10 protein-coding genes are annotated in these 13,111 nt (G+C 50.1%); 4 read left to right on the top strand and 6 right to left on the bottom strand.

What is annotated here, in order from left to right:
- The first annotated feature begins 90 nt into the window (after positions 1-90).
- Together ICL55_RS15125 and ICL55_RS15120 are read left to right on the top strand one after the other, a co-directional pair.
- Positions 91-846, top strand: coding sequence for an SDR family oxidoreductase (locus tag ICL55_RS15125; protein WP_246496377.1), 756 nt, complete (start codon positions 91-93; stop codon positions 844-846).
- Positions 847-1,043: 197 nt separating this feature from the next.
- Entirely contained in the window at positions 1,044-2,210 is a 1,167-nt protein-coding gene (locus ICL55_RS15120) for a glycoside hydrolase family 130 protein (RefSeq protein WP_188098670.1), read from the top strand.
- Positions 2,211-2,281: 71 nt separating this feature from the next.
- Here the strand turns inward: ICL55_RS15120 and ICL55_RS15115 are convergent, their stop codons facing one another.
- From ICL55_RS15115 to ICL55_RS15100, 4 genes are all read right to left on the bottom strand, one after another.
- On the bottom strand, positions 2,282-5,089 hold the full coding sequence (locus ICL55_RS15115) for a tetratricopeptide repeat protein (protein ID WP_188098668.1): 2,808 nt from the start codon (positions 5,087-5,089) through the stop codon (positions 2,282-2,284).
- Positions 5,090-5,163: 74 nt separating this feature from the next.
- Positions 5,164-6,612, bottom strand: coding sequence for a glycosyltransferase family 2 protein (locus ICL55_RS15110; RefSeq protein ID WP_188098666.1), 1,449 nt, complete (start codon positions 6,610-6,612; stop codon positions 5,164-5,166).
- A 2-nt stretch (positions 6,613-6,614) separates the two neighbouring features.
- Positions 6,615-7,763, bottom strand: a complete 1,149-nt coding sequence (locus ICL55_RS15105) for a HEAT repeat domain-containing protein (RefSeq protein ID WP_188098664.1) — start codon at positions 7,761-7,763, stop codon at positions 6,615-6,617.
- A 16-nt stretch (positions 7,764-7,779) separates the two neighbouring features.
- Positions 7,780-8,199, bottom strand: coding sequence for a response regulator transcription factor (locus tag ICL55_RS15100; RefSeq protein WP_188098661.1), 420 nt, complete (start codon positions 8,197-8,199; stop codon positions 7,780-7,782).
- 517 nt (positions 8,200-8,716) lie between these two features.
- Between ICL55_RS15100 and ICL55_RS15095 the strand changes: the two genes are divergently transcribed.
- Complete coding sequence (locus ICL55_RS15095; protein WP_188098659.1) at positions 8,717-9,043, top strand: ArsR/SmtB family transcription factor; 327 nt, start codon at positions 8,717-8,719, stop codon at positions 9,041-9,043.
- Positions 9,044-9,053: 10 nt separating this feature from the next.
- On the top strand, positions 9,054-9,518 hold the full coding sequence (locus tag ICL55_RS15090) for an SRPBCC family protein (RefSeq protein WP_188098657.1): 465 nt from the start codon (positions 9,054-9,056) through the stop codon (positions 9,516-9,518).
- A 284-nt stretch (positions 9,519-9,802) separates the two neighbouring features.
- On the opposite strand, the gene ICL55_RS15085 is transcribed toward ICL55_RS15090, so the two are convergent.
- Together ICL55_RS15085 and ICL55_RS15080 are read right to left on the bottom strand one after the other, a co-directional pair.
- The gene (locus ICL55_RS15085) at positions 9,803-11,905 is read right to left on the bottom strand and encodes a right-handed parallel beta-helix repeat-containing protein (RefSeq protein ID WP_188098656.1); all 2,103 of its coding nucleotides are present in this window, start codon (positions 11,903-11,905) and stop codon (positions 9,803-9,805) included.
- A 145-nt stretch (positions 11,906-12,050) separates the two neighbouring features.
- On the bottom strand, positions 12,051-13,064 hold the full coding sequence (locus tag ICL55_RS15080; protein ID WP_188098654.1) for a LacI family DNA-binding transcriptional regulator: 1,014 nt from the start codon (positions 13,062-13,064) through the stop codon (positions 12,051-12,053).
- Positions 13,065-13,111: the final 47 nt, after the last annotated feature.

The raw sequence follows: 13,111 nt of genomic DNA, 5'->3' as shown, positions 1-13,111 counted from the left end.
TTATTATCTTTTTACTGCGGCATTACAGCAATAATCGGGTTTTCAGATGATTGCGCGATCAGCATCTTTGCCCTATAATTTACTGATAACATGATGCAGCAATTTAACGGAAAGGTAGTCTTCATTACAGGAGGCACCAACGGAATGGGCTTTGCCACCGCCCAGGAATTTATCAGGGCAGGCGCCCGCGTGATCATTACCGGAAGAAGCCGGGAGACGGTAGATAAAGCGGTAACGGCATTGGGACCGGCCGCAACCGGCATCGTCTCCGATGCGGGAAAAATGGCAGATATCCTCGCACTGCCGGCACAGTTACAACAACATACTGCTACGATAGATGTATTGTTTGCCAACGCAGGATACGGAAAGTTTGCACCGATGGAACAGGTAACGGAAGCGCATTTTGATGAACTGTTCGATATACTGGTAAAAGGAACTTTTTTTACCGTGCAACAGTTGCTGCCGCTGATGACCTCCGGTGGTGCTATTATCCTCAACACTTCTTTTGTGACCGCATTCGGGATACAGCATTTCTCGGTGTATACAGCCGCCAAGGCAGCGGTGCAGTCTTTTATCAAAACCTTCTCCATGGAATGTACGGCAAAGGACATCCGGGTAAATGGCATCAGCCCCGGATATATCCGGACCAATATCTTTAACAATACCGGTTTGTCGGCGGAAGAAATCAAAGGAGCCGTTGACAGCGTGATACCAACGTTGCCGTATAAACGTTTTGGCGAGCCATGGGAGATTGCCAAGACGGTATTGTTTCTCGCTTCCCCGGATGCAGGGTATATACACGGTGCAGAGATACTGGTAGATGGTGGTTTGTCAAACGTAAAATGATCTCACAAAAACTAAAGGGGACGAAGATCAAACACGGTCTTCGTCCTTTGTATGCTGGTGAAGCAATGCAGGGATAGACAAATACCGGCTGTTCTGTTTAGTATAAAAGCCAGGTTGTGCCTGAAGGTCAAACAACAGATAAAAAAGTACTACAAAGGCGTAACGTGCAGTATTAGTTTTGAGGCAAATTCTCCGTTATGCAATTCAGTGACCGTTTGGCAGCGCTGGAACAACAACATCGCCTGCTGATAAACAGCAACAATGAAAAACTGACTCCCGGCAACGGTATCTTCGACCGCTACCGGTATCCGGTGCTCACGGCCGCTCATACCCCGCTGCCGTGGCGCTATGACCTGAATCCTGTTTCCAATCCCCATCTGATGGAACGTTATGGTATCAATGCCGTTTTCAATGCGGGGGCTATCAAATGGAACAACCGGTACGTGCTGATGGCCCGTGTGGAGAGCGTAGACCGCAAGTCGTTTTTTGCACTGGCTGAAAGTGATAATGGTATTGATCGGTTCCGTTTTCGGGAATACCCCGTGCTCATTGCGGAAACAGAAAATCCGGACACGAACGTGTATGATATCCGGTTGGTGCCACACGAAGACGGCTTCATATATGGGCTGTTCTGTACAGAACGAAAAGACCCTGCAGCAGCTGCCGGTGACCAGTCTGCTACCATTGCTGCCTGCGGCATTGTCCGCTCAAAAGATCTGCAACACTGGGAACGGCTGCCCGATCTGAAAACACCATCGCCACAGCAGCGCAACGTGGTACTGCATCCGGAATTTGTACAGGGGAAATATGCTTTTTATACCCGTCCGCAGGATGATTTTCTCAGTGCGGGTAGCGGCGGTGGTATTGGATTGGGCCTATGCGATGATATTACCAACGCGGTGGTCACGGAAGAAAAAATCATCGATCCGAAAGTATATCATACCATAGCGGAGCTGAAGAACGGCCTCGGGCCCGCGCCGATTAAGACGCTCCATGGCTGGCTGCATCTGGCGCATGGCGTGCGCAACACCGCCGCAGGGCTGCGTTATGTGCTTTATCTGTTCATGACGGACCTGCATGATCTCACCCGTGTCATTCATAAGCCTGCGGGATATTTTATGGCTCCGGAGGGCGGGGAGCGGGTGGGCGACGTGTCCAATGTGCTTTTCTGTAACGGTTGGATCAGGGAGGAAGATGGAAGGGTATTTATCTATTACGCTTCTTCAGATACGCGCATGCATGTGGCTACCAGCACGGTGGACAAGCTGGTGGATTACGTGGTCCACACACCGGCGGACGGACTACGTTCAGCCGTGACCGTGAATGCCATTTGCCGTATGATTGATCAAAATAAAAAGCGATAACATACAAGTGAATGAGTTAACCCGATACGTGTAAGGAGGGCGCTAAGGCCCTCCTTTTCTGTTGGTTTTCTTTATTTGAAATTCCAGAGGAATAACAAATATGTATCAAATTGATGCAGATATGATTGCTGAGGTATTTGTTGTCTTGTCCACGTGCCGTAGGCGCCGATGGTGACTCTTTCCCGGATGTTTTTCTGGAAGCCTGCCGTAAGTGAAGTAGAGGTGAATCCTGCTACTTTGCCAAACTGGAAGTTACGGCTACGGTCGTCCGGAGAAGCACCGATATTGCCAATCAGGGCGATGAAGTCTTTCTGGTCGTTCAGGTAAAAACGGTTGGTGAGGGTGTATGCCTGATACCATTGGTGTTCGTCGCTGGTGAAGAAGGCGCGCAGGTTCACCCAGTAGTTACCAAAATATTTCGCCACGGAAGCCACCGCGGAATAAGTATTGATGGTGTCACTTTTTACGTAACGTGCACCCAGTTCACCTTCCCAGCCTTTATTGAAATTACGGAAGAGGGAATAGCCGGCGCGGATGGTGGGGAACACGTCGGAGTTGGACCATCCGAACAGTCCGTAGGAATAGTACCGTGGATTGTGGGTGTAGTAGGTCTCTGCTTCCAGCTGGATACCGTTGCCCGCTTCTCTGGTACCGTAGTTGAGCCTTCCGGTAACCGTGCCCCGCTGAAAGCGGTGGAGGTATTGCAGGGAAGTGATACTGGCAGGTTCGAGGTCTCTGCTGTAAACAGATTGCAGGTGAATTACCCCGATCTGGTTTTTATACGTATAACCGTTGAGGTGATCAGCATACTGTTGCCATTTCTTTTCTCCGGGTTGCAGTTTGCGGAGCTGTCCTGCTACCTGGGCAGCATCTGCGTAGCGGTGCAGCTGTTCCAGCGCATTGGCTTTCTGTGCCAGCAGTGTAGGCTGATGTGCGTTTACAGCCAGGCCTTTGTCGGCATATACCAGCACGGAATCATACTGTTTGCGGGCCGTAGCGGTGGCGGTAAGGTTGTACAGCACGGAGGTGTCTGCGGGCGCCAGGGCATAGGCGGTCTGATACAAGGCCCAGGCGCTGTCCCACTGTTGTGATTCGCGCAACTGTTTGCCATGCGCCAGCAGCTGGTCGAGGTACATCTGCCGCAGCGCGGTGTCTGCGGGGTACCGGCGATGCAGGTCGGCCGCAATGGCGTAGGCAGCGGCATATTGACCGTCCTGTTGCAGCAGGGCGGATTTCTTTTGGAGCAACAGCGAATCATTGTTCAGGTGATGCAGGGCACGGGAGGTATAATCCAGTGCCTGTGTTGTTTGTTGCTGCCCGTTTTTCATGTTGATCAGATACAGCCAGGCATCTTTATGGATCGGGGCATACTGCAACACTTTCAACAGTAATGGCTCTGCGGCATTGTATTGTTTTTGTGCGATCGCATTTCTGGCGGCCAGCATCGTTTGATCTATATATGCCTGGCGGTAACGCGCTACGGTGGGGTAACGTGCCATGAGCCCCTCGCTGATGGCAGCAGCCTCGCTGTAGTGTTGGGTAGCTTCCAGCAGGCCAGATTTTTTAAACAGCAACGCGGTGTCGGCCGGCTGTTTGGCCAGCACCTGGTCCACCAGTGATAACGCTGTCTGAGGCTCGCCCAGTGCGGTTTTTACATTGGCCAGCAGGAGCAGCAGTTCGCTCCGGCCAGGCGCTTGTTTCAGGGCTGACTGCAGGACGGCTGCAGCTTCTTCCGGCTTTTGCATTTGTACCAGCCTGTTGGCCCGTGAGAGTTGCAGGTCGGTATAGATTTGCTCATGCGTCGTGCCGGGATGAAGCTGCAACAGCTTGCCAGCCGTAGCGGTGGCCGTGCTGTGGTCCTGCATTTTTTCCAGTATGCCGATCTGTTTTCTCAAAATATCGACATCACCGGAAAATACCTGTAATGCTTTGTTGCACCAATCATTGGCAGCGTTATAATCGCCACGCTGATCGGCCTGATTGATCAACTGAATATATAATGCTTTATTGTCTGGCTGCAGTGCCAGCAACTGTTCGGTGTATACAGCGGGGGCGTTCTGCTGGCGTGTCAGTGCTGTATATACGTCGGTCAGATGTTGTTTGTACACAACGTGCCCGGGATATCGTTTATACAGCCATTTGGCGTCTTCCAGGGCAGCGGCAGGGTTGCCGTTGACCAGTTGTATCGAAGAACGTTTCAGTCGCCAGGTGGCACTGTCCGGCTGAAGGGCCGACAATTGACTGTAATAGGAAATCGCTTCCCGGGAACGGCCCTGTCTTTCCATAACGGAGGCCAGTCCCTGTAAGGCTTCGATGTTATTTTTGTCTTTTAGCAGTACCTGCCCGTACATTTTTTCAGATCCGTCCAGATCGCCGGTTTTGCGGCCGTGGCGGGCTGCCCGCATCTGATAATCTTCCAGCAGGGAAGCTACTTTGGGATCGGTAATGTAGTGGGTACGTAACAGTCCCATGGTAGTGGCCTGTGTTACCACATCGCCGCTTTCCTCTGCCAGCCCGTATTTTTTGAGCAGCAGGTCTTTGTCGAGCGGCGTTTTCGCAAGCAACATATCTACATAACAGGCGGCTTCGGAAGCATTACCCTGACCGTAGTAGAGGTTGACCAGTGAATGCAGGGCGTCGCTGTTGTCCGGATCTTTTCTGAGTACCACATTCCACTCAAAAGCGGCTGCCACGGGCTGGCCGGTTTCCTGATATAGTTTACCCAGCAGGAGGCGGATGTCTGTATAATCAGGGCTTTGGGATAAAGCCTTTTTACAGAATTTGATCGCTTTGGGATAATCTTTTTCTTCGTTGCGTGCTTTTAATGCCATTTTATACAGCACGTCGGAAGAAACGAGGCCGCTGCGTTGTGCGCTCACTCCTGAGTATATTAGTATTAAAGAGAAGAAGAATGCAATACAACTCTTTTCCACACTCCGCTGTAACATGATCTTTAGATGGTTTTTTGAAGGTTTGGAGATTGATTGAATCCTTGCCGTTGCATATTTCCCCAGGTATGTTTTTTACCGGTAAGCTGATTGAAATATCCTCTGATGGCGCAGAAAAGCACCGTGGGATGATAGATGAATGGTTCTGCCAGGGCGAGGATACAGAGCTGCCATACTTCTTTCCAGCTTTGATAGTAGCGGAAAATCAGCTGGTCCCACAACATAGAAAGGGAAGTGATCAATATGGAAAAAGTATAGATGAACACCAGGAGGATGATCGCATAATCCCAGTTGATCAGATGGTTCACGATGATGTAGATGTAATAAATGATACCGGCAAACTCGATCAATGGCGCCAGGAGCTCAAAGAAAAAGTTATACGGGAAGATGATCAACCCTAATTTTTTGTATTTCGGGTTGAATAATACCTTTCTGTGTTTGCCGAATATCTGCGCGAGGCCTCTGGCCCAGCGTACCCGTTGCCGGAAAAATATTTTGTAGGTGGCGGGTACTTCTGTCCAGCAAAGCGTTTCCGGGATGTAGTGGATGCGGTAAGGCAAGTCTTGTTCGCACATGTACCGGCACATACGTACTACCATGTCCATGTCTTCGCCGAACGAGCCGGGGTCATAACCGCCGGATTTGATCACAATGTCTTTATCGAACAGACCGAGGCCGCCGGATACGTTAGGAACGGCGTTGATGAAGGTCCAGCCCATTTTTCCCAGCAGGTAGGAACGGATATATTCCATCTCCTGGAAGCGTGGCAGCAACGATCGGGGTACCCGTACGCGGGTGATCACGCCGGCTTCCACATCGCAGGAGTTGGCCGCACGTAAAGGGGCGCCGGTGGCAATCACTCTTTGCGGATCATCCATGAAAGGTTTGATGAGCTTCAGCAGGGTGTCGCGGGCCAGGATACAATCCACGTCTGTATTCAGGAAATAATTGAAAGAAGACGCGTTAATACCTGCGTTCACCGCGTCAGCTTTGCTTTTGCCGTTGACTTTATCCAGTACCAGCAATTTGGAATAAGCCGGATTGGTGGACTTAAAGAAACGTTTCACGGCCTGACTGGGAATCTGCTGACGGTAAGCGAAGTTGACTTCTGTCAGTTCAAATTCGTCGATTAGTTTTTGCAGGGTATCGTCTTTACTGCCATCGTTGACGATCACTACTTCAAACCGGGGATAGTTGAGCGCCAGCAGCGACCGCACATTGGAGATGATGGTCACGCCTTCGTTGTAGGCTGGCGCAATCACCGATATGCCGGGCGTCAGGGGGGAGGCTACCAGCATTTGCTGGCCTCTTATTTTATTTTTCCACAGACTGCGGCGGATGGCGATGAGTGACAGGACGGCCAGCAGAATGTAAAAGAGGAACAATCCGGCGCAATAGACAAATATTGCGCTTTCGTAAAAATCAGTAATATGTTTGAGTATCGCAGTGTGCATGATTAATATTTAATCAGGGGGTTCAGACTGTGTTGCAGTACTTGCTGCCGGGTGCCGGTGAGCGATTGCTGTAACCGGGCTATCAGGCCACTGGCAAGTGCTTTATGGGCTACAATGGAGTGTGCGGCATGTTTCATCAATAGAAAATCTTCGGTTTGTTCCAGTTCCTGCCGGAGGAAATCGATGAAGTCACCAGAGCCGATACGGCCCAGCGCTTTCAGTATTTCCAGTTTGCAACTGTCCGGTTGTTGGGGATACATCTTCACCAGTATTGGTTCAACTTCCAATGCCATTAATTTACCGAGGTTGTTGATCGTGAGGGCCCGCAGTTGTTCATCCGGGGTATCCAGCATTTTAATCATCGCAGGAATCGCTTCCGGCTGCTGGAAATAAGCCGCCAGTTTGAGACACAGGGAGATGACGCTGGGGTGGTACTGTGGATCGATCCACTGGGCAAAAGAGGGCATGGGGATATCTTTCCGGAGAGAAATAATCCGGAATAATTCAAACTGTTCCCATGCCAGCAGTGGTTCTTTTACGTGACTGAAAAATTCAAAAGGTGCATCAGGAGAACACTGTACCCAGTAAGAACACGCAGATTCACGGATGTACCGGTCGCGGCTCTGTGTGAGGGCCAGTACGTGTTCTTTTTCCAGCAGTACGCCCATGCCGGATAATTCCACGAGGGCGTTGATGATAGCTTTACGATGGCCGGACCTCAATACGGTAGCGGATTTGTGGTGCAGTCCCAGGTCGAGGTAAAGCTGACGGAGCAGTCGCGGAATATCGCCGGTGAAGTTATTACGATATTCCAGCAACTGGTCGATCAGTACATCGGCCACCCATTTTTTATGCAGGGGAAGCGCTTTAAAGTCTTCCAGCGGCAATGCTACGGGTGCATCCGGGTCACCTACTGATTTGTAGATGATATGTTCCAGCAATAGTTCGTTAACCTGCTCACGCAGCGGCCTTTCTTTTTTTGCCTGTCGCTGTTTCTGCCACCGGAAAAGAATCATGTACACATAGGCCACGATAGTACCGGTTACAGCCAGCACGCTGACAATGATAGCTATCTGTATCACCAGCGGGAAGTAGGCGAAATAATAGATGAGATCGTCCAGCCACTCGCGGAGCGATGTAATGGTATCCATTAAGAGGAGTTAATAACTAATGAATCAAATGGTTTTTTTCTTTTTGCTGAATCAGACGTTTTACTCTTGAAGACAGTTCCGCAGGATTAAACGGTTTCTTCAGGTAATCATCCACGCCTATATCAAAGCCTTCCGTGATGGTTTTTTCGTGTGTCACAGCAGATAAAACCAGTATGGGAACATCCAGATGAAGTTCATTACGCATTTTGCTGACCAGTTCCATACCATTGGCGTATGGTAACATCAGGTCGGTAATAACCAGGTCAAATTTTGATTTTTGCAGATACTGCATGGCATCCTGTCCATTTCTGGCGATGCTGATGATATAATCCTGTTTTCTTAAAATGATTTCAATTGCCTTGCAAACAAATTCATCATCTTCCACTAAGAGAACACTATACATAAGTGATTGTTTTTGATTGATTAAAAAATCCATTTTTAGATAATTGCATGACAATGACCGGCCCTGATCGCATGGATAGTTACATGCAATTTGCACAGTGATTAGATACGATAAATAAAAACAGGAGTTAGCCCATCCCTTGCTCTTAAGGGGTTTACAGAGGTTTCATGGTAATAACAAGCAGGTTAACTCAATAAAAAGATGGCATTTTTTAGTGACTCAAAACTCGAACTTCTTGTCAAGCAAAGATATGCATATTCTATGCCAAATACGTAATCATTAACAATACGTTTACTATGGGGAAGAAATTAATATGTATTGAAAATAATACCCATTAAATATTTAAGTCATTTTATCGCGTGGTTTGGGTGCCTCCACCGGCGGCTTTCCGGCATAAAGATGATCCTTCGTTTTCCGCTCCCAATAAGCTGATGGCATGGTAGATGCGGTAGGTTATAAACGGAACATAGGGCATCATAAGAAAGGCTGAAAAATAAATTTGTGTAACAATCTTGTTACCTTTAAATTTGTAACAAGATTGTTACAAGTTATGGAGACGAGAAGAGATGTTTTTCATGCCATCGCTGATCCCACACGCCGTGCTATCCTGCACATGCTGGCCGGAAAAAAAATGAACCTGAACGCTGTGGCGGACCAGTTCGAGATCAGTCGCCCGGCAATTTCCCGGCATATGAAGGTATTGACCGAATGTGGAATGGTCATTATAAAACAGGAGGGACGTGAGCGTTATTGCATCGCCAACCCTCAGCCATTAAAGGAAGTAGAGGCATGGATGAAGACGTATAAAGATTTTTGGGCTGATAGCCTCGACGCTTTGGATGAGTTCCTGAAAAAACAACGTACCCGTAAAAAATAAGCTTCACCATATGAAAAAAGTAACCGATAAACGCGTTTTTGTTCAGGTGGAAAAGACTTTTGACGAGCCGGCCGAAACCATCTTCGATGCCTGGCTGGACGTGGAGATGCTCAGCCACTGGATGTTTGGTCCCCTGGTACGCAACGAGGAAATCCTGAATCTCACCAACGACCCACGCCCCGGCGGCCGCTTCAGCTATCAGGTGAAAAGAGGGAACGATATCCTCAACCACATCGGTGCCTACCTGGAAGTAAAACGGCCCTCGCTGTTGGTATTTACCTGGGGCGTAGACCAGGAGCCGGGAGAGGAAAGCGTGGTCGCTATCCGCATAACGCCCACCGCCACAGGTTGCCTGTTGCAGCTGGAACATGACATGGACCTGAAATGGTCAGCGTATGCAGATCGTACCGAAGAAGGATGGACTTATATGACGGGATTGTTGCATGACTACCTGCAACGGCAACGTGCTAAGTAATAAAATACCCCAATGTTTTGAATGCTGTATTTGGATGGGGGGATTCGTCCATGTTTGAATGCGGGAGATTCATTCCATACCTGGCCCGCGGGATTCATCCCACATTTGAACCCCGGGCTCACGCCCGGGACTAAGATCTTATTCAGGCTTTTACGTGGGGTACGTATCCAATGGAAGTTTGAACAACATCGTAGCCCCGGGCGTGAGCCCGGGGATTAAATGTGGGCAAACGCATTGATCAAAACGTCAGCGCCGCCATGCCGGCTCTCCCTGCGGCATTCCGATCATGGTATTACCACCACGTTAGTAGAATTGGTCTGTTGTATCACGGCTGTCAACGGGCGTGTTTCTCCGGTGAAGTTGTTCCGGCTGATGGTGCAGCTGTCCGTTGTATTAAGATAGATACCGTAATGTGCGCCGGGCTGAATATATCCGCTGACGTTACTGGTGAAGATGTTATTTCCTACCTGACTGCCGGTAGCATTGAACAGTGTAATGCCGTGCTGGGCAAAGTTTTCCACTTTATTATTGTTGATCAGTATGCCATTGTGCGGTCGCGTGGGTGCGATGGCGTCTATATAACGGCTACCCTGTAAAACGATCTTCCTGAATTTGACGGTGATAGCGCCTTCGTCGATGCCGAGGTTGTCATAGGCGCAGTCGCGGATGTTGTTACGTAAGATACTTACCCGGCTGCTGTACAGGCCGTTGAGCCATTGTGCGGCTTCGTTATACAGTGCTACAGCGGGAGACGAGCAATTGTACAGGCGGTTGCTGTCTACCGCTCCGTTGGCGGAGCGCAGGATCACGCCGCGGCCACGGACTGTGAATGTGTTGTTATACACATAAAACTGTTCATTGCGTCGTGTGCTGTTGTACAATTGTGCGTTCTGTTGCTGGTCGGACAGGTTTACGTCTGTAATGGCCGCATAGCTGCTGTCAGCGATGGCGGGGCTGAACAGTACCGTAAAGGTGCCTTGCCCGGTGTTGGGTTGTACACTGTTGACCGTGAAGTTTTGGGAGATGATATTGCCTGTTTTCGGAATATAGATATCGAAGCGATCACCTGTTTTGAAGTTCATGTAATCGCTCTTTACGGTGAGGCTGTTGGCAGCGTTTTTAGCGGTGATCACCATGCCTTTGTTATAGAGGGCGACGCCGTCATCGCCATTGCCGGTGAAGGAAGAGTTTTCTACCCATGGACCGATGGTATTGCCGCGGCAGTGTACACCGTCGGCGTTGGCAGATACAAAGCGGGTATTGTCTTTTAAGGCAGAATGGCAATGGAGCACTTTCATATCGCCACCATCAAAAGCATAGTAACAGCCCATGGGGCTGGCGTAGTTGGTGATGTTGCTGAAGGTGAGGTCCGTGCAGTTGGTGGTGCTGATAAAGGAGCCCATGTTGGTGCGGCACAGGATGGTCAGGATATCGCCGGGGGCGAAATATTTGCCGGAGGTGGAGCCGGGATGCACAATATTATATTCCGCCGGATTGGTACCGGCGATATACGTAACATCGCCGGGGACGAGGCCGAAAGCATTGCCAATACCGGGTTTTACGGCGCCGGGATGAGCGGGGTCCAACAGGTAAGCCCATGACCAGTGTGTGGTAAACGACGGATTATTGGTGATGGCGGGGTAGTAGGGCGACGTTTGTCCCGCTACGCTACGCAGCCTCGCGCGGATATTGAGCGTATTCGGATTGCTGGTATCTACCTGTACCACATCCAGGAGCGAGTGAGGCAGCGGGTCCCAGTCGACCGTAAAACCTTTCACCGTAATACGGTTGGAATTGCGGAAGTTCAGAAAACCGGTTTCCGGATGGTTCATCACGGTGATAGCCGCCTGGTTGCCATCGATAATCAGGTCGTTGATACCGGTGTAAGTGAACATAAAGCTGCCGGCGGTACCGGGGTCCAGGGCATAATGGCCGTTGGCCGCAAACTGCACGATGGCCGGCGTATGTTTGACGGCGGTATCCAGTATAGCTTTCACCTGTGCATAGTTACTGTTGTCCGGCACCGTGTATACGTTGGCGGGAGTGGCCACGGTGTAGCTGAAACGTGCGGACCATCCGCTGCTGTTTCCTGCGGTATCGACAGACCTCACCCGCCAGTAAAGTTTGCCGGCAGGTAATGGGTCCAGGGGCACATAACGGGTAACGGGCAGGCCTGCACGTTGTGTGAGGATGTTGGTAAAACCGGTATCAGCTACAACCTTGATCTCATAACTACCGGCGCCTGGCACGGGGCCCCAGGTAAATCCCGGATGGGCCATATAGCCGGTACCGTTATTCAGTGGTGTGACAGGCATAGGGATGGTTTGCGCATGCAGGGACAGGGCGCCAACAAACAACAGGGTAAAAAACATACTGATCTTTTTCATACGTGAATAATTTTCGTGAGCAGTTGACAAGGTCATATCACTTCAAAGATTCTTTCCTCACCGCATACCCGCAAAAAATACACGACGTTTTTTCCGTGGGAACATTCCCTTTCCGCGGGAATGTTCCCACGGAAAGGAGTTAAGGTCAGCTGGACTCCCGGACGATCAGTTCGGTTTTAAGTACCCGGATAATGCTCTTCCAGTCAGCCAGGTCCCGGTTGATCTGGTCTATCAGCAACTGTGCGGCCGTTCGGCCGATTTCTTTTACCGGCTGCGCTACCGTCGTGAGCGACGGATGTATCAGTCCCGATGCGAAGTCATTGCTGAAGCCTACCACGGCAATATCTTCCGGTACCCTGAGCCCTTTCTTTTTGATGACCTGGATGATTTCGATGGCCGTAGGGTCGCTGATGGCGAAGATAGCGTCTGGTGGCTTGGGGAGGCTGAGCAGATGCGTCACGTAGATATGTACCATGTCGGTGTTGAGGTCGTAAGGAATGACGAGGCTTTCATCGTAAGGCACGTTGTATTTTTTCAGCGCTGCCTTGTAGCCGTTCAGTCTCTTTTCGCTGATGCGCAGCGAGGTGGGACCGGAGAGGTGCGCGATCCTTTTACGGCCTCTTTCCAGCAGATGGCTCACTGCTTTGAAAGCGCCTTCAAAATCATCCACGATAACTTTAGGCACGTCCATATCGTCGCATACACGATTGAAAAAAACAATGGGAATACCTTTCCGCTGGAAAATCTTCAGGTGGTCAAAATTCCGGGTCTCTTTGCTGAGCGATACAAGGATGCCATCTACCTGATTGGCCAGCATCACTTTCGTATTGGCCACTTCTGTTTCATAGCTTTCGTTGGACTGGCAGATGACGGTGTTGTATCCCGCTTTGCTGGCCACTTCCTGCGCGCCGATGGTCACGTTGGGGAAGTAGGAGCTGGTGAATTCAGGAACGATAATACCGATGGTATTGGTTTTCCGCGTAATGAGGCTGATGGCCAGCATGTTCCGCTGGTAGTCCATTTTCTCTGCCAGTTCCAGTACCGCCTGACGGGTATCGGCTTTTACGCTGGGATGGCCCGTCAGCGCCCGGGAGACGGTGGATTTGGAAAGCTGCAGCGCTTTGGCGATGTCGACGATAGTCACCTGATGTCGTTTCATAGCTCACAATTGTATGAAGCCAAAGAAACAAAATAACCTTGAAATTT

The organism is Chitinophaga varians, from assembly GCF_014529945.1.
In the GTDB taxonomy this organism is placed as follows: domain Bacteria; phylum Bacteroidota; class Bacteroidia; order Chitinophagales; family Chitinophagaceae; genus Chitinophaga; species Chitinophaga varians.
Note: the sequence above shows the minus strand (reverse complement) of the source record. Positions and strands in the feature narration are given on the sequence as shown.